The sequence below is a fragment of the Helicobacter sp. MIT 11-5569 genome (genome assembly GCF_000765695.2).
GTDB lineage: Bacteria > Campylobacterota > Campylobacteria > Campylobacterales > Helicobacteraceae > Helicobacter_D.
This window is the reverse complement of sequence record NZ_JRPB02000006.1, coordinates 46,073-63,574: the sequence shown is the minus strand read 5'-3', so window position 1 is coordinate 63,574 and position 17,502 is coordinate 46,073. Positions and strand designations below refer to the sequence as shown.

The following is a 17,502-nucleotide window of genomic DNA, read 5'->3' as shown; positions in this document are numbered from 1 at the left end:
TCTATTTAGTGATTGCTTGCACGCGCTCACTCATTTTTGCGCCAACACTTACCCAATACTTTAAACGCTCTGCATCAAATTTTACGGTAGAAGGCTCTGTTAAAGGATTATAATACCCAATCGACTCAATCCAACCTCCATCACGTCTTTTTCTGCTATCAGTTACAACGATTCTATAAAAAGGCTTTTTCTTGCGCCCCATTTTTGTTAAGCGGATAACGGTTGCCAAAATATACTCCTTAAATTATTAAAAATTTACAGAATAAATCTGTGTAAAAGGCGTTATTATACTTAAAAATAAGTAATTTTTCCTTAAAATTTTAAGGAAAACATTAAACTCTAAAGCGTATTTTTAACTTCATTGTCTCTATCTATTTCTTGCGCAGATAAGCATAATGGGTCAGCTCCAAAACGATTCTCTCCTTTTGTTCCCCTTTTTACTAAGAAAATTAATAGTATTATTGATGATGCAAGAAGAGCAAATAAGACGGCAGATAAGGCGATTCCTACCAATTCAGTATTTGCAGATATTGTGTCATCAGATAACACCCCTATAAACACCATAAGAATATATGAAACAAACCAAACAAGTAGCCACCAGCCAGATTTATTAACATCATGCAAACGTCTAACGGTAATAGAAATATAGAACATAAGAAACACAAAAGCAAATGTCTGATATATTATATACGATATATATAATATAGTCCCGTTCAAAAATAAATAATAACCCACAAAGGCAAAGCCTAGAATCATAGCCCCCGACAATGACCCTATAATTGCCAAACATAAATAAAACCACCAATACTCTGACCGAGACGCCCTACCTTTGAAGTTAAATAGATTAGAAAATCCACTTGCAACCGCTTGTTTAAATGTCATACTCTCCCTTTCAAATAAAAACTTTAACCTTAATCCTATCAAAAATACTTTTAGATTCTTTATTTATTTTTATTATCTCAATTGCCCCATTCTTGCATCTTTCATCAAACTCATTAAATCTCCCATTCCGCCCTTGTTGGAAAATTTCTTCGCCATTTTTGCAGCATTTTCAAATTGCTTTAAAAAGCGATTAATATCACTCACATCAATCCCTGCACCCATTGCAATGCGCTTTTTGCGACTACCATTTAGCAAATCCGGATTCTCACGCTCTTTTGGCGTCATAGAAGAAACCATAGCGCGCATTTGTTTAATCTCTTTAGAATTATCCAAATCCACATCTTTTAGCGCGCTTGCCATATTTCCTAAGCCCGGCAACATTGATAAAATAGACTGCATAGAGCCAATTTTCTTGATATTATCAAGTTGTGCAATAAAATCATTAAAGGTAAATTTCCCTTTTTTGATTTTTTTAGAAATATCTTTTGCTTCCTTTTCGCTAATTACAGCAGCAGTTTTTTCTGCCAAAGAGTGAATATCTCCAGCTCCCATTAGCCTACCTACAATGCGCTCTGGAATAAACACTTCTAAATCAGCAATTTTTTCTCCCACACCAATAAAACGCAATGGAATCCCAAGCTGATGTGCAATAGAAAGTGCGATTCCACCTTTACTATCGCCATCAAATTTGCTTAAAACAACGCCACTTAAATCCATTTTTTCATGGAACATAGCCGCACTTTTTACACCATCTTGCCCGCTTAAACTATCCACAACATAAAGCACTTCATTAGGATTAATCGCAGCTTTAACACCTTGCAATTCCTGCATTAATGCTTCATCAATGGCTAAACGCCCAGCGGTATCTACTAACAACACATCATACAAACCATCAATTGCTTTTTTCTTTGCTTCTGTCGCAATCTCTATCGCATTTTTTCCCTCAAGATGAAAAAAATCAACTTCCACTTGCAAAGACAGCTGACGCAACTGCTCCACTGCTGCTAATCTTTGCAAATCACAAGCGGCAAGTAAAACTTTCTTTTGTTTGCCTTTTAAATAATTTGCTAGCTTTGCTGTTGTCGTTGTTTTTCCGCTTCCTTGCAAACCTGCCATTAAAACAATCGTTGGGGGTTTTGGCACAAAAACAAACCCATAATGTCCCGGTGCTGTTAGAATCGCATTTAGCGATTCCTTTAGTGCCGCAAGAAAACTCTCTTTGCCAATTCCTGCAAGTTTTGTTTTCTTTTCAATTTCTGCTAAAAGCTCTTTTAAAACTTTATAATGCACATCAGATTTTAATAATGCTTTTTTGAGTTCATCTAACGCACGCTTTAACGCCTTTTCATCATCTTGGAATCGGATTTTGCTGATTGCGCTTTGAAAACTTTCTGTAATACCACCAAACAACTTTTAAACCTTTTATTAAAATAAATTGCGCATTGTATAATACTTTTACTTAAAAGATTAGTTGCTCATTTGTGCTTTTTTCTCTGTTTGATATAGCCAAATAAAGACTTCAACAACTGCTTTATACAAAGTTGGCGGAATCTCTTCATCTAATTCCAAATGGATTAACGAATCTACTAACGCTTTACTTTGAAAAAGCGGAATATCATATTCTTTTGCTTTTTCAATAATCCTTTCTGCAATTAGACCTTCTCCTTTGGCAATCACTTTGGGCGCGCGTTGTTTATTTTGCTCATAGGCTAAAGCAACGGCTCTTTGATTTAAAGGCGTTTTTGGCGGCATTAATAACTCCCTAAAATTCTATCTATTGCTTCCCAGCTAGGTTTAGAATCTGTGTTAGATTCTTTCTGTGTTAAGAAATGTTGCACCATACGTGCTAAACAATCTGTTTCTATATTGACACGCGTTCCTACTTTGTATTGCGCAAAAAGTGTTGTTTGTAGTGTGTGCGGGATTAATGTTAGACGCAATGTAGAATCCAAAAGCGCGTTAATTGTCAAACTAATTCCATTAATTGCAATGCTTCCTTTAGGCACACACAACGCTAAAACTTTAGAATCCACTTGAATAAAAAAATCTGTCCCAACAGAATGTGGCACAATTTTTGTAATCACACCAATCCCATCAATATGCCCTTGCACAATATGCCCATCTAAACGCTCACTTAAGCGCATTGCGGGTTCTATATGCACAAAGCCTTTGTAAATTTCTAATGCAATATTTTTTTGCGTTTCTTCGCTAAGCTCTAGCACAAAGCCTTTATCAAAAACTTCAACTACCGTTAGGCACGCTCCATTTACTGCTATGGAATCCCCAATATTTGGCTTATACTCTGCTAAAATACGCAAACTTGACCCTTGCAAACTCTCTACTTTGCCAAACTCACGCACAAGCCCTGTAAACATCTCTAACCTTTAAGCTACAATCTAATACAATGCGCAAATTGTAACATAAAAGGATTATTATGCAGCTTTGTGATACACATTGCCATTTGGACGATACACGTTATGATGAAGACTTTGAAGAAATGCTAAAACGCGCAGAAAATGCAGGAATTTCGCGCTTTATTATCCCAGCAGCAGACCCAAAAGATTTACAAAAAGCACAACATTTAGCAAACACACACACAAATGTGTATTTTGCAAGCGGTGTGCATCCTGACTTAGCTTATGCCTATGATGAAAACTCTATCAAATCCTTTTTAAATGACCCAAAGTGTATTGCTATTGGAGAATGTGGCTTAGATTATTACCGCTTAGAAGAGAAACTTGAAGACTTTAATTTGGATTCCATTGTAGATTTAAAGACTATGCAAAAGCGCGTTTTTATCGCACAAATTGAGCTTGCTATTCAATTTAAAAAACCTCTTATTGTGCATATTAGAGATGCTTCACAAGATAGCTTAGAGATTCTACAATCCTATGCAAAAGACTTAGTAGGTGGAGTTTTGCACTGCTTTAATGCAGATTTTCAACTCCTAAAACTCGCGCCTTTTAATTTTTATTATGGAATCGGAGGAGTTTTGACCTTTAAAAATGCAAGAAAATTAGTAGAAATTTTGCCAAAGATTCCATTAGAATCCCTTTTGTTAGAAACAGACGCGCCCTATCTCACTCCTCACCCACACAGAGGGCAACGCAATGAGCCTTCTTATATTCCTTTGGTTTTAGAAAAAATGCAAGAAATTCTACAACTTCCAAAAGAAACATTAATCACGCAGATTAACGCAAACACAGCTCGACTTTTTAAGATTAGCTAACAAGCTTTAACCCAGCACTGCAAACTATAATTAGCGCAATAAAAAAGAGTTTCCAAAAATTGCGCGATTCCTTATAAAAAAAGATTCCAACAAGCACTCCCCCAGCTGTTCCAATCCCGGTCCATATCGCATATCCCATTCCCATAGGAATCTCTTGTAAAGCTAAAGATAAACTTCCAAGACTCAAAACAAAAAAGAATGCCACACCTAAAAGATAAATTTTTTTAGCAGTGATTGCATAAGTTTTCATCATAATTACGCCAAAAATTTCCATAGCACCAGCAAGCAACAAAAATATCCAACTCATTTTGGATTCCGTCCTGATTCAATCTGGTCATCAAGCGCATCAATTCCCAAAATTTCTGAAATCTCCTCAATTGTCTTAGAATCCTTAGCATCACTTTCTTTGCTTACAAGCTTTAATCCCACAATACTAATTAATAAAACAGCAATTAACACAGACTGCACCAAAGAAACTTTTGCCCCAAAAATAAAGATTTCACTTAAGATAACCCCTACTGCGCCAATCCCTACAAATACAGCGTATGCAATACTAACTTCAACACGTTTTATTGCCAAAATCATACAAGTAAAAGACGTCAAGATTCCAAGAATTGTAAAAAAATATCCAACAAAAGTTGTAGAATACTTCAAACCACTCACCCAAAACACCTCAACGATTCCGCCAAAAAGAATCAACAGCCACGCCACTTTAAACTCCTAAAACCTTAATAATTTACTTTTTGCATAGCGATTCTGCAAGCTTTGCCACATAAGGCGCCACGAAAAATACAATAGGAAATGCTACCACCCAAGCTTTTGGAAACGCTATTAAAAACCATTGCGCAAAAAAATCTGTTGGGAATCCTAAATTTAAAAATGTAATGATTCCAGACATTATAAAGCTCATAAATACAGACATCAAAAAAGCAAACACCAAACGATAAAATTTTCTCGGAAACATTCTTTTCTTTCTTAACGAATTGCGCGCATTGCATTTAAAAGTGCTATAAGTGCTACTCCCACATCACCAAAAAGCGCGATCCATAAATTTGCGATTCCAAACACACCAAAAAGCATAATTGCTACTTTTACCCCCAAAGCAAAGACGATATTTTGCCATAAAATTAAACGCGTTTTATGCGCTAATTGCAAAGATAATGGAATCTTAGCCAAATCATCTTGCAAAATCACAATATCTGCTCCATCTAATGCTATATCACTTCCAGAACTTCCCATAGCAATTCCAATATCACTAAGATTCAAAGACGGTGCGTCATTAATACCATCTCCTACGAAAATCACCTTTTTGCCTTTTGCTTTTTGTGCATTTAAAATCTCTCGCAAATGCAAAACCTTATCTTGTGGTAATAATTCTGCAAAATAATGGGGAATCCCAACACTTTTAGCCACTTCCTCTGCGACTTCCTTTTTATCTCCACTTAAAATGCAAAGCTCCAAACCTTTTAAAGCATAAATACAATCTTTTGCTTCTTCTTTTAGAGTATCTTCTAAAACAAAAGACGCAATCACATCTTCTCCTAAGCTCAAAAAAATCTCACATTTTGCACTTTTAGATTCTACAATTTGCTGCTTTAAAAAAGAGCTAATAAAACGTGCGTTGCCTAATGCTAAAGGCTTTCCTTGATACACCGCAGAAATTCCACCCCCAGCAGATTCTGTGATGGATTCTAATGCAATCGACGAAGAATCTTGCATGTTTGCTTGCAAAATTGCACGTGCAATAGGGTGATTAGAATGCGATTCTAAAGCTTTGGCAAGCCCTAATGCAAATTTTTGCGTAAATCCCTTTTGTGTATGGATTTCTTTTAAACTTAATGTGCCTTTTGTAAGCGTGCCTGTTTTATCAAATACAATAGCACCCACATTGTTTAACGCTTCTAAATAGCTTGAACCTTTAATCAAAATCCCTTCTTTTGACGCTCTTCCAAGTGCTGCAAAAAATGTTAAAGGTATAGAAATCACAAGTGCGCAAGGACAAGAAACAACTAGAAAAATGATTCCACGATAAAGCCAAGTTTGCAATTCTTGCACAAAGCTACCACCCAAAGCCCAAAAATAAAGCGAGGGAAGTAATGCAACCAAAAATGCCAATAGCGTAACAATGGGCGTGTAATAGCGCGCAAATTTTGTAATAAACTCTTCGCTTTTGCTTTTTTGTGCATTTCCTTCAGCAATCAGCTGCAAAACTTTGCTAAAAGTGGAATCCGCATAACTTTGCGTTGCTTGAATATGCAAGATTCCACTTAGATTAATTGCGCCCGAGCATACTTTGTCTCCTTCTTCAACGCTTACAGGGACAGATTCTCCATTTAATGCAGAGTTATCCACACTCCCGAATCCTTTAATAATCACTCCATCTGCTAAAATCCTTTCCCCTGCAAATACGACTAAAATCTCTCCTTTTTGCACTTCTTCTGGAGCGATACTTTCTTGTTTTTCTCCCCTTAAAACCCTTGCATTTTCTATTTTTAAATCCGCTAAGCTTCTAATTTGCTTTTTAGATTTCTCCACAATAAAAGATTCTAAAAATTCTCCGATTCTATAAAACAGCAAAATTGCAACTGCTTCAGCCCCATCTCCAACATAAAATGCTCCCAAACTTGCAAGCACCATTAGGCTATTTTCGTTAAAATACTCACGCTTTAAAAGCCCAAAAAATGCTTCTTTTAAGATTCCATATCCAAGGGAGAAATAGCATAAAACAAAAAGAAGTGATAAATAGGGCAAATAAAATAATCCGAGTTCGGCACATAATGCTACGCTATAACAAAAAATTGCAGCAGCAAAAATGCTATTTTCTAAAACTTTAGAATCGCTTTTTTTAGCTCTTGTTGCAGAACAACAACCTTGCGCACATTGCATAATCTTCTCCTACATTTCATTAATATGTTCTAAACCTTGGTCTAGGATTTTTTCAATATGGTCATCATCAAGACTATAAAACACTTCCTTGCCGATTTTTTGATAACGCACAAGACGCGCTTGGCGCAGGATTCTAAGCTGATGAGAAACAGCACTAGGGGAGATTTGCAAAAGAAAAGAAATTTCATTCACGCAAAGCTTTTCTTCACGCAAAATTGATAGGATTCTAATCCTTGAAGAATCTCCAAAAATCTTAAAAAATTCTGCTAAGTCATACAGCAACTCTTCTTTTGGAAGACTCTTTGCAATAGAATTTAAGGCATTTTTCCTTGTTGTATCAATTTCTGGCATTTTTATCCTTTAATATATGAACATTTATTCATATATTGTAATATTAAATTTCTTAAAGAGAAATTAGATAAAAAATGCAAAATTAAAAACGCTAAAAATTACAATCAATGAATTTGTAGAAAAATAGAAGTGAAATCTTCCAGGAAAAACCTAAAAGATTCCAGAGATTTGGCTAGAGACTTTATCCTCTAAAACAGGAATCGCCTCTTCAAGTGTTAGGTTAAGCTTTGTTGCTTCAGCAAGAAGTGTTGTTTGTTTTTGTGTGTAGTTGCGCTCATAAAATTGGTTATCATAGTTTGCAATATTGCTCTGTATTTGTCCGCCACCTTGTATATCGCGCACATTTCCACCAAAACTATTAAAAAATCCTGCTCTTCTTTGGTCGCTCACATTTGCTTGCCCAACATATTGTCCATCATTTACCCAAATATTTCTGTCAGTTTTTTGCTGTATGTTAATATCTACTTGCATTTGAAAGACTTTATCTTCTGTTATTTTTCCAACCAATCCACCAACAGCAGCTCCAGCTAATCCTCCCACAACAGTTCCTGTCGCGCTAGAATGATTATATGCTCCTACTCCAGCTCCAGCTGCCGCGCCTAGAATTGCAGCGTCTTTTGCATTATTTTCTTGTTTTAAATCACAATACAAAATATTTGCTTGCAAAATAAAAGTTGCATCATATGGGTTTTGTGTAATTCTATAACCTTTTTGCTGCAAATGATTTTCAATTTTTGATTGCAAATTGATATTATAACCACTTGTGTTTCTCACTGCGACATAAACAACCTTTTGTGTTATATCAACCGGGTCAATAAACACACTTTGCGACATTGTGGCTTTTGTTTGCAAATCTGTTGTTACACATCCACCAAACAACAATACACTAAAGATTCCAAGAATTAACTTTTTCATAAACTCTCCTTTACACAAAAAAGACAAATCACACTTTATTCAAAATTTAATAACAAATGAACAATATCTAAAAATTAATAAAATCTTCTATATTTTAGATTTTCTTTACTTTTTGTTTATTGAAACTCGATAAAATTTTATAAATTTTTTAAAGGATAACAATGAAAACTCTTGCAGTTATCGGACTTGGTTATGTTGGGCTTCCCTTAGCGGTTGAATTTGGCAAAACTTACAATATCATAGGATTTGATATTTTTCAAAAACGTATTGATGAGTTAAAAAATGGATACGACCGCACATTAGAAGTTGATACCGAAGAATTAAAAATGGCAAAGCATTTACAATTTACGACAAATTTAGAAGACTTAAAAGTTGCGCAAATTTATATCGTAACCGTGCCAACACCTATTGACAACTACAACAAACCTGACTTAACTCCACTTAAAAAAGCTTCACAAAGCGTAGGAAAAGTGCTAAAAAAAGGGGATATTGTAATTTATGAAAGCACAGTTTATCCGGGTTGCACAGAAGAAGATTGTGTGCCAATTTTAGAGCGCGAAAGCGGGCTTAAGTTTAATATAGATTTTTATTGTGGATATTCTCCAGAACGTATTAATCCGGGAGATAAAAAACATCGCCTGCCTAATATCAAAAAAGTAACAAGTGGCTCTACATCGCAAATTGCTGATGAAATTGACGCTCTATACTCTAGCATAATCACTGCTGGAACACATAAAGCATCTAGCATCAAAGTCGCAGAAGCAGCAAAGGTTATCGAAAACTCTCAACGCGATATTAACATTGCCTTTGTTAATGAACTTGCGTTAATTTTTGACAAACTCGGTATTGATACACTTGATGTTTTAGAAGCAGCAGGAAGCAAATGGAATTTCTTGCCCTTCCGTCCAGGGCTTGTTGGCGGGCATTGTATTAGTGTAGATCCTTATTATCTTACGTATAAAGCAGAATCTCTAGGCTATCATTCTCAAGTGATTTTAGCAGGACGTCATATTAATGATAATATGGGAATTGTCGTAGCAAATAAAGTGATTAAACTTATGGTAAAAAATGCGCATCAGATTGTAAAAGGAAAAGTTGCGATTCTTGGTGTTACTTTTAAAGAAAATTGTCCAGATATTCGTAACTCTCGCGTTGTAGATATTGTCAGAGAACTCAAAGATTTTGAATGTGAAGTTGATGTGTATGACCCATGGGCAAATGCAGAAGAAGTCAAACACGAATATGGACTAGTTTTAAGTGATTTTAACAATTTTGCCTTGCAAAATTATCAAGCAGTTATCATTGCAGTAGCGCATGATAAATTTAAAACACTAGATTTTAGCAAACGCGGTTCTGTAGTCGTGTATGACCTAAAAGGAATCTTACCAAAAGACCAGGTAAGCGCACGTTTATAGACTTTTGGTCTTTTGCGCTTATTAATAATACAGCCTAAACTCTCGCTTCAAACACTAAGCTAGAATCCGACTCAATTTGCTCAATAAATGTGTTAATTGTCTGCTCTAAATGCTTATTAACAACATCTGCATCTTTGCTTTTAAGCTGTTCGACTTCTCCTGCAAAATATTCTTTTAATAGCTCTTTCTCTTCTGGGCTTAGCGATTCTATGTCTTTGCTTTGCTTGATTTTTGCAAGTAGCTCTATTGCCTTTTCTTGTGCTTCCTCTTCCTCACTTTTCTTTTTCTTTTTTGCAGGCAATTTTACGCGCATTTCTTCAATCATTTCAGCAAGTTTATTTTCTCTAGCATTTAATTTTTCTTTTAGTGCATTATAAAGACTTCCATGTGTTTGTGTCGTATAATCCTCCAAACTTACCTTGCCATTTAAATTCCTATCAGCACTAATAAATGTATTGATAAAATCATCTAAAGTTTGAGAAAGCATAGAATCATCATTTCCATATTGATAACGCTCTAAATTATACACTCCAATATTTTTATCAAGGATTCCTTGTTTTTCACTACTTAAATGATAGGTATAGCCATTTAAAATTAATGTGCGCTCTTGATTTGAAAATTTACCATCTCCATCAATATCTGCTTTATCTGCGCCCATATTTTCTAAAAATTCACTAACCCAACCCCCAACATATGCTTCTGCTTTGCCACTTAAACGCAACGCTCCATCTTCTCTTTGATAAAAATTATTTGTATCAAATTTCTCTTTTAAGCGTGCAATATTTTCTTTTGTTAGCATAAGATTTATACGCTCTTCATTAATACTAACCTGCACAACTCCATAATTGCCTTTATCCTCTTGCCCAACAAGCTTTGCAGATTTTTTAATTCCAACGCCTCCATCTTGCAAATCCTGCTCTTCTTCGCTTCTTAGCATTGCTTCATCACGATTGTTTGCTACTAAATATGTCTTTGTATATAAAATATCATTTGCATTTTTAATAAACATAACATCTCCTTGACTATTGCCAAACTTAAACAAATATTTTACAAATTTTTATTTTAAAAAATACAACTTTTGTTTCTAAAATAGCAATAATTTCCATTTTGTATATTTCTGTAACAATCTTTATACATTTTGCATTTGCAAAGGCAGCTCCCAAAGGGGCAAAAAGATTCCAAGCGCGAGCCACAAAACAAGCGCACCAAGTATTAGAATCATTAGCGGTTCAATCGCTCCTAAAAGTGCTTCAGAATGTGTCTTTAACTCTTCTTGATAAAGCTCTAACAACACTTCTAAACTCTCCAAAAATCCAATTTCATTATGCACGCCGCTTAAAAGTTGCGCCCCAAAACCATCAAATAGCACACTTAATGCTTCTTTAATCTCCACACCTTGTGCGATTACGCTAAAGATTCCACTTGCTTTGTGCTGTAAATACCCATTATGCAAAGACTTTGTTGCGATTTCTAAAGCTTCTTTCAAAGAAACTCCAGCCCTATAAAGCCAAAAGAAACTTAGCAAAAATTGCACCATTTCAAAATCATACAACACCCTACCTAAAATAGGAAGTTTTAATGCCAAAAAATCGACACGCATTTTAAAAGATTCCACTTTTTTATACGTGCTCAAAAGCATTATGCAAAATGCACCAAACAATGCTAAACTTAATACCCCATAATCTAGCACCACTTCACGCATAAAAAGCAAGCTTTGACTCACAAAAGGTAACTGCGTATCAATTCCACTAAATAGCACTTCAAATTGTGGCAAGACAAAAAGTGTAACCCCAAGAAACACACAAACCATCACAAAAAATACAATGCTAGGATAAAGCATAACTTTTGTTAAAATTTTTTGATTTTTTTGTTGATTTTTAAGACGCAGAATCACAATATCCACAACTTCTTGTAATAAATTTGCCTTTTGTCCAACCAAAAGCATCGCACAAACAAAATCTGAAAATCCAGCTTCTTTAAAACTTTGTGCCAAATTCTTTCCAGAATTTAGCGCAAAGAGTGCCTTTTGGAATCGCAAAGCAAGTGTTTTATTTTTGCAATGGTTTTGGATATTCTCTAGCAAAACCTGCAAGGGAAGTTGCGCCTTTAATCCCAATTTTAACTCATAAAATGCACCCAACAAGTCTTTTGTGCTAATGCGCCTTTGAAAACTCTCCAAAAAGCTTGCTCTATGTGTGATTGATAACACCATATAATTTTTTAGATTCTGCTCTAAAGCGCTTTGTGAGTGTGCATTAAACGCCTTTGTATAAATTCTGCCTTGTGATTTATACTTAACAATAAAGCGCATTTTTTACCACACGATACACTTCATTTTCATCTGTGATTCCACACTCTACTAATGCCATAGCTTGTTGCTCTAATGTGAAATTTGACGTCAAAGATTGCAAAATCTCCAACATTTTTTCTTTTGAAATTTGCCCCTTAATAAAACATTCTAAATCTTTAGAATGGCACACCACCTCAACAACTGCGATTCTTCCAAAATAGCCTGTATGGTTGCATTTTGAACAACCTTTTGCAAAATAACCCTTATTGCTATTGCTTTTTTCTTTACAATCACATAGCTTTCTAAGTAATCTTTGTGCGAGGATTCCACTTAAAGCTTGTGCAATAAAATGTGTCTGCAACCCCATATCCAACAAACGTGCAATAGAATCTAGCGCATCATTTGTATGTAAAGTTGCAAAAACTAAATGCCCTGTAAATGCTGCTTGAATTGCAAGTTGCAAACTCTCTTTATCGCGCACTTCTCCCAAACTTATCACATCAGGATCTTGCCTTAAAACATTGCGTAACACATTTGCAAAATCTACCCCTTTAGTCATTGCCACTTGATTAATATGTTCTAAACGATACTCCACTGGGTCTTCTAGGGTGATAATTTTTAGATTTCTCTCTTTTAAAACATTTAAAATTCCATACATTGTTGTGCTTTTTCCGCTTCCTGTTGGACCTGTGATTAACACCAACCCAAAAGGAAGATTAAAAAGTTTTTGGATTTGCGCTAACTCCACATCACCAAAGCCTAAAGATTCTAATGGCATTAATGTTTTGTGCTTATCTAAAATCCTAAGCACGATAGATTCTCCTTGCACCAAAGGAAGTGTTGAAACCCGAAAATCAAAACTTTGTTCTAAAGTATTTCTATTTGTTAAATTTAAGGAGAATCGCCCATCTTGCGAGAGTTTAGATTCTGTCAAATTTAAATGTGCTAAAAGTTTTACGCTCGCACTAATAGGAGCAAACACCCAAGATTCCAAACAAAATTTCTCCACTAAAACCCCATCAATGCGGAATCTTATGCGCATATTTTTAAGGTCTTGTTCCAAATGCACATCGCTTGCACGCTCTAAAACCGCTCTTTGCAACACAAAACACACAAACTCTTGAATACTAGAATCTTTATCTTTTGATTCTTGCTTAATCTCTTTGCTGATTTTTTCTAGCAAATTTTGCAACATTTCTTCTTGCTCTAGTGTTTCTAAATGCTCCCAAAATAAACTTTCTAAGATTTCTACAAATTCTATTTGGTGTGTTTTAAAAAGATGTCTTAATGCTTCTTTATGAGGATTTTTCTTTATATCCAAAAGTGCAATACGCAAAGATTCTGCGCTTTGCTCTATGATCATCGCTCCAAAATAACGCATTTGCTCCGTGTTTAAAAGCATTAAATTCTCTCTCCTTTGCGCATTTGCTCTAAAAGTTCTACAAGAGAATTATTAGGATTTTGTAGTAAGAAATTTTGCAAAATCACGATTGCTTCACTTTGATTTCCCTCCAAATACAAAGCTTTAGCAAAAATCTCCCAACTCTCAATATTCTTAGGATTTTCTTGATTGATTTTTAAAGCAAGCGTTTTTGCTTTTGCATAATCTTGATTGTGAATTGCCAAACGTGCAAGCCTTAAATTATCTTGGGTTGGTGCTTTTTGAGTGCTTGTTAGCAAAATCTTACGTTCTTGTTTTGGGGTAGCCTTTTGCACATAATCACTATTTTTAGCAACCCTTATCTTTTCTGTTTGTGGTGCGCGACTTAGACTTAAATATTGTGTCGCAATATAACCCTTTTCAACACGTAAAAATCCATTCTCTACGCCAAAATATAGACATATTTTGGAATCTTTTGGTAATGTTTGCACAATTTTAGCCTGCACATTTGGACTTTGGCGCACATTAAGCGCGCTTGCTTGCACATAAAAACAAGGCTTTTCTTGTTGTGTTTGCATATTTTGTAAATTTTTTGACTCTTCTTGTGGTTTTAAAAAAGATTCTACAATTAACACTAAAGCCCCAAAACCTATACAAAACACAGCAAAGCGCAACATTACTTTTCTCCTACTAATTGATAACCCAAACTTGCCAAGCTCAAATCTCCCTCTTCAATAATACGCGGAGTAATAATAAAAACAATTTCTTCTGTATTGATAGAATCCTGCGTATAAGAAAATAAAGGTTTAATCAAGGGAATATCACCAAGAAATGGAATCTTATTACTCTGTTTTGTTGTATTTTGTGCAATCAGTCCTCCCAAAATTACTTTTTGGTTATTTTTAACTTTGACGATAGAACTTAATTGATTTGTGGTAAGATTTGGCGGAGAATCAAACGCACTTGCAGCAATTTTTGTCTGCATATCCTTTGTTTTGGTGATGGAAGGATTAACCTTAAGCATAATAGAATCTTCAAACACCAAAGGTGTAATATCTAGCAAAACTCCTGCAAAAATACTTGGATATTCATTGTTTGTGTTTGTTAGCGTTGTTTGCGCATTTGTATTTTGATAAATATTGCTCTTTTTGTAGCGCAAAATATCCCCAACACTAATCATTGCTGGCTGATTATTAAGCGTTAAGACTTTAGGATTTGAGATAGAATGCACTTCCCCATAACTTTTCAAAAACTCTACAATACGATTCAGACTAAGCCCTGCTGAAAAAATATTTAACCCATACTGCACACTATTTCCGTTACTTCCCCCTACAAAATTTAGCCCACTTGCATTTCCTATCTCTCCATTTCCCCCAAGACTTGCACTTTCTCCAAAAGGCGGTATTGTGAAATTTTGTAAATTATATAAGGAATCCCAATTAATCCCCATTGTTTGTGTATTATTATGGCTAACGCTTAGAATTTGCACATCAATAAGCACTTGTTTTTGCAATCTTGCATGTAACGCATTAATATAAGATTCCACTTTCTGAAGAGACTTTTTATCTCCCTTTACACTAATTAGCCCCGCACCTTTATTAATAATCACACGTCCATTATTTTCATCGACACCCAAAAGTGCTAAAATCTCTTCACTAATCTTCTCCCAAAAGTTAAATCCATCTTCACTTTTAATCATAATTCCAGATTGACTCACTTTGTTTTCACTATTTTCTAAGCTGTTTTGACTCTCTTCGTTATTAATAGAAACCGCTGTGTTGCTAATCCCTTGACGATTTGTGCTAAGATAGTTAATCTTAAATGTTTTTGTTGTTTGCACATTTAAATGCAAAACATCATCACTAAAATGATAATGCAAGTTTGCTGCGCTAAAAAGCAATTCCAAAATAAAATCCAAATCTTTATCTTTAAAATTAACCATAGATAATTTTTGATTTAAACGTGATTCCACTTCTGATTCATTCCAAAGCACGCTAAAATGGCACACGCTAGAAAACTCGCTTAAGATTTCTTGCACACTCACAGCATATTCTTGCACACTTAGATTAAACACGCGCTCTTTACAAGCAAAAAGCTCCACTCCAAGACATAAACATAAAAAAATTTCCAAAAATCGCATTAGTATTCCTTAATAAATTTAGGCTTGCTTTTACACAGATTCTGTTTTGTTTTGGATTCCAAATTTTCCACAATCACACAAGAATCTTGAATACTTAAAAGTTTAAAATTTACATTTGCATGCACAAAATTTGTATCAAGCTCCACCCATCTCCCATTAATATTTGCCTTTTTGTGCATTATGGCAAAAAGCCTAAGCTCTCCAAGCTCGATATTTCCATAATAAAAAGGGTCAGCTATAAGTAAGCACTCAGCTAAAATCAGTGCAAAATACCGCATTAATTTCCTTTTATCTGCAAAGTTGCAAATACTATCAAATCTAAAGCATTTGGATTTGGATAAAGCTGCACCGCATCAAGAGAAATTTTAGGCTGCTTTTGCAGAGATTCCAAAAAATTTAACATTGTGCTGTATTTTCCCCTTGCTTCTAAGTTTATTTTGTCTTGTGCTTGTGAAATCTCCACATTATAGAGTTCATTAATGCTTGCTAATTCTTTTAAAAAATACGCGCTAAATTTTTCTAAAGATAATTTTCTGCGCTCTTCTTGTATAGCAATTTCTTGTTGTATTTCTAAAATTTCTTGATGAATTTCTTGTGCATCTTGTTTGGTGAGATTATTTTCTTCTATTAATGAATTTTGTAATACAAAAAGCAGGTTATTTAGTTCTATATTTTTAGCCTTTTGCTTTGTGATTCCATTTTGCGCCCTTTCAAAACCAAACATAGCTACAATCGCAAATCCCAAAACAAAACACAATGCAAAAAGCAATACCATTTCTCTTTTTGAACGTTCTTGTAAATAGGCTTCTATCTGCAAATTTTCAAAAATCTTCATTGCTCTTCTTTTTGGCTTGAATTTCACTCCAAACAAAATCTCCGTAATTCTCAACCACTTGAACATTTCCCAGAGATTCCCTCTCTAAAATTTCTAAAATTTTTAAAGCATTTTTGCCAAATAAAAGCAACGCAAACCACTCTTTATCCATTGCAAAATATGCAATTTTTACTTGATGTGTCTTCAAATAAGGATTGAGTGTTTGCACAAGTTGCGCGACTTGAATATCTGTATTTTCAAAGCCTTTAAGGGATTCCACGTTTGCTTGATACACTGCTTGTAGAGATTCTAACTTTTCTTGCAAAGCTAGCATTTCTTTTTGTGCTTTTGTGCGACTTTTTCCAAGTGTTTCTAACTCATTTTGCAAAAGAATAATTTGCGCTTCTAGGCTAGTGTTTTTTCTTTGCTGTATCAACCCCACAAAAACAAGTGCTATCCACAGCGACAAACCCAATGTTAATCCTATTGCAAACCATTTTAATACACTTCCCATACGTGTTTTTATAAAAGGTAAAGATTTTTCTAAAGGATTAAAATTAAAAGATTCTAATAATTCAACATTTTTAATTTCTTGCGGAATAAAATTGATAGAAAATTGCTCGCTTAATTGCTTGAATACATCTTGCTCGCTTTTTGTAATCGCACCCACTCCCCAAACCCAAAATGTGTTTAGCTCTAATGCTTCTAATTTTTCTTGCAAACTTTTTAAATCTTCTAAAGCAGAAAAATACACTATATCTTGTTTTGCATAGCCTATAAATGTCCATTCTAAATTTGAATCTTTAACCAAAATATAGGCGAAAGATTCCGCGACAAACTGCCTGCATAAAAAGCAAGGATGGCTTAAATAACACTCCACATCACTCACGCTTTTCTTTAATGCTTCTTTATCCAAAAGCAAACAATGATATGCATTTCCGCTACTTGTTAAAGCATAACGCAAAAAATACTCATGTTCTTTTGGTAAATTAAATACCACACAAATTCTTTCCTCTAAGAAATCTCTTAAACTCTCATTATTAACGTGCGCTTGTATTTCTTGCTCACTTAAAATTAATGTGTAAAATCTAATGTTGTTGCGATTCAAAAATTTCAAAAATTAGAATTCCTTTTATAATGCTTTAACTCATATCCTAAACAACTTCAAAAACATTGTCCAACAATTCAACTTAATAAAG

General features: G+C 34.7%; 21 protein-coding genes. 2 read left to right on the top strand and 19 right to left on the bottom strand.

Annotated elements, in window-relative coordinates; translation table 11 throughout:
- Position 1: 1 nt before the first annotated feature.
- From rpsP to ribE, 5 genes are all read right to left on the bottom strand, one after another.
- Entirely contained in the window at positions 2 to 229 is a 228-nt protein-coding gene (gene rpsP, locus LS70_RS06395) for a 30S ribosomal protein S16 (protein WP_034290061.1), read from the bottom strand.
- A 110-nt stretch (positions 230 to 339) separates the two neighbouring features.
- Entirely contained in the window at positions 340 to 882 is a 543-nt protein-coding gene (locus LS70_RS06390; RefSeq protein WP_034290059.1) for a DUF805 domain-containing protein, read from the bottom strand.
- 72 nt (positions 883 to 954) lie between these two features.
- Entirely contained in the window at positions 955 to 2,292 is a 1,338-nt protein-coding gene (gene ffh, locus LS70_RS06385; protein WP_034290057.1) for a signal recognition particle protein, read from the bottom strand.
- Positions 2,293 to 2,349: 57 nt separating this feature from the next.
- The gene (locus LS70_RS06380; protein WP_034290055.1) at positions 2,350 to 2,634 is read right to left on the bottom strand and encodes an EscU/YscU/HrcU family type III secretion system export apparatus switch protein; all 285 of its coding nucleotides are present in this window, start codon (positions 2,632 to 2,634) and stop codon (positions 2,350 to 2,352) included.
- Positions 2,634 to 3,257 (bottom strand): riboflavin synthase, encoded by a 624-nt coding sequence (gene ribE, locus LS70_RS06375; RefSeq protein ID WP_034290053.1) that lies wholly within the window; start codon positions 3,255 to 3,257, stop codon positions 2,634 to 2,636. Before ribE ends, LS70_RS06380 begins: the two co-directional genes overlap by 1 nt.
- Positions 3,258 to 3,316: 59 nt before the next feature.
- On the opposite strand from ribE, the gene LS70_RS06370 reads away from it, so the two are divergent.
- Positions 3,317 to 4,111, top strand: coding sequence for a TatD family hydrolase (locus LS70_RS06370; RefSeq protein ID WP_034290051.1), 795 nt, complete (start codon positions 3,317 to 3,319; stop codon positions 4,109 to 4,111).
- Here the strand turns inward: LS70_RS06370 and LS70_RS06365 are convergent.
- The 6 genes from LS70_RS06365 to traT form a co-directional block, all read right to left on the bottom strand.
- Complete coding sequence (locus tag LS70_RS06365; RefSeq protein ID WP_034290049.1) at positions 4,104 to 4,418, bottom strand: DMT family transporter; 315 nt, start codon at positions 4,416 to 4,418, stop codon at positions 4,104 to 4,106. The genes LS70_RS06370 and LS70_RS06365 overlap by 8 nt on opposite strands.
- Complete coding sequence (locus LS70_RS06360) at positions 4,415 to 4,822, bottom strand: DMT family transporter (RefSeq protein WP_034290048.1); 408 nt, start codon at positions 4,820 to 4,822, stop codon at positions 4,415 to 4,417. The genes LS70_RS06365 and LS70_RS06360 overlap by 4 nt, the downstream gene beginning before the upstream one ends.
- Before the next feature lie 25 nt (positions 4,823 to 4,847).
- Complete coding sequence (locus LS70_RS06355; RefSeq protein WP_034290046.1) at positions 4,848 to 5,075, bottom strand: DUF2798 domain-containing protein; 228 nt, start codon at positions 5,073 to 5,075, stop codon at positions 4,848 to 4,850.
- An 11-nt stretch (positions 5,076 to 5,086) separates the two neighbouring features.
- Positions 5,087 to 6,997 carry a heavy metal translocating P-type ATPase gene (locus tag LS70_RS06350; RefSeq protein ID WP_034290044.1) on the bottom strand — a complete coding sequence of 637 codons (1,911 nt, stop codon included), beginning with the start codon at positions 6,995 to 6,997 and terminating at the stop codon, positions 5,087 to 5,089.
- A 9-nt stretch (positions 6,998 to 7,006) separates the two neighbouring features.
- Positions 7,007 to 7,348, bottom strand: a complete 342-nt coding sequence (locus LS70_RS06345; RefSeq protein WP_034290043.1) for an ArsR/SmtB family transcription factor — start codon at positions 7,346 to 7,348, stop codon at positions 7,007 to 7,009.
- A gap of 150 nt (positions 7,349 to 7,498) precedes the next feature.
- The gene (traT, locus tag LS70_RS06340; protein ID WP_034290042.1) at positions 7,499 to 8,263 is read right to left on the bottom strand and encodes a complement resistance protein TraT; all 765 of its coding nucleotides are present in this window, start codon (positions 8,261 to 8,263) and stop codon (positions 7,499 to 7,501) included.
- A 161-nt stretch (positions 8,264 to 8,424) separates the two neighbouring features.
- Between traT and tviB the strand changes: the two genes are divergently transcribed.
- Positions 8,425 to 9,678, top strand: coding sequence for a Vi polysaccharide biosynthesis UDP-N-acetylglucosamine C-6 dehydrogenase TviB (gene tviB, locus LS70_RS06335; RefSeq protein WP_034290041.1), 1,254 nt, complete (start codon positions 8,425 to 8,427; stop codon positions 9,676 to 9,678).
- Between the two features lie 34 nt (positions 9,679 to 9,712).
- On the opposite strand, the gene LS70_RS06330 is transcribed toward tviB, so the two are convergent.
- The 8 genes from LS70_RS06330 to LS70_RS06295 all read right to left on the bottom strand — a co-directional run bounded on the left by LS70_RS06330 (position 9,713) and on the right by LS70_RS06295 (position 17,420).
- Positions 9,713 to 10,687 (bottom strand): hypothetical protein, encoded by a 975-nt coding sequence (locus LS70_RS06330; protein ID WP_034290040.1) that lies wholly within the window; start codon positions 10,685 to 10,687, stop codon positions 9,713 to 9,715.
- A gap of 120 nt (positions 10,688 to 10,807) precedes the next feature.
- The gene (locus tag LS70_RS06325) at positions 10,808 to 11,989 is read right to left on the bottom strand and encodes a type II secretion system F family protein (RefSeq protein ID WP_034290039.1); all 1,182 of its coding nucleotides are present in this window, start codon (positions 11,987 to 11,989) and stop codon (positions 10,808 to 10,810) included.
- Positions 11,973 to 13,370 (bottom strand): GspE/PulE family protein, encoded by a 1,398-nt coding sequence (locus LS70_RS06320; RefSeq protein ID WP_052083402.1) that lies wholly within the window; start codon positions 13,368 to 13,370, stop codon positions 11,973 to 11,975. The genes LS70_RS06325 and LS70_RS06320 overlap by 17 nt, the downstream gene beginning before the upstream one ends.
- On the bottom strand, positions 13,370 to 14,026 hold the full coding sequence (locus tag LS70_RS06315; RefSeq protein ID WP_034290038.1) for an SH3 domain-containing protein: 657 nt from the start codon (positions 14,024 to 14,026) through the stop codon (positions 13,370 to 13,372). Before LS70_RS06315 ends, LS70_RS06320 begins: the two co-directional genes overlap by 1 nt.
- Positions 14,026 to 15,489, bottom strand: coding sequence for a pilus (MSHA type) biogenesis protein MshL (gene mshL, locus LS70_RS06310; RefSeq protein WP_034290037.1), 1,464 nt, complete (start codon positions 15,487 to 15,489; stop codon positions 14,026 to 14,028). The genes LS70_RS06315 and mshL overlap by 1 nt, the downstream gene beginning before the upstream one ends.
- Entirely contained in the window at positions 15,489 to 15,767 is a 279-nt protein-coding gene (locus LS70_RS06305; protein WP_034290036.1) for a hypothetical protein, read from the bottom strand. Before LS70_RS06305 ends, mshL begins: the two co-directional genes overlap by 1 nt.
- Positions 15,767 to 16,324, bottom strand: coding sequence for a hypothetical protein (locus LS70_RS06300; protein WP_138109390.1), 558 nt, complete (start codon positions 16,322 to 16,324; stop codon positions 15,767 to 15,769). Before LS70_RS06300 ends, LS70_RS06305 begins: the two co-directional genes overlap by 1 nt.
- Positions 16,311 to 17,420: a hypothetical protein gene (locus LS70_RS06295; RefSeq protein WP_034290034.1), complete on the bottom strand. Its 1,110-nt coding sequence runs from the start codon at positions 17,418 to 17,420 to the stop codon at positions 16,311 to 16,313. The genes LS70_RS06300 and LS70_RS06295 overlap by 14 nt, the downstream gene beginning before the upstream one ends.
- Between the last annotated feature and the right edge of the window lie 82 nt (positions 17,421 to 17,502).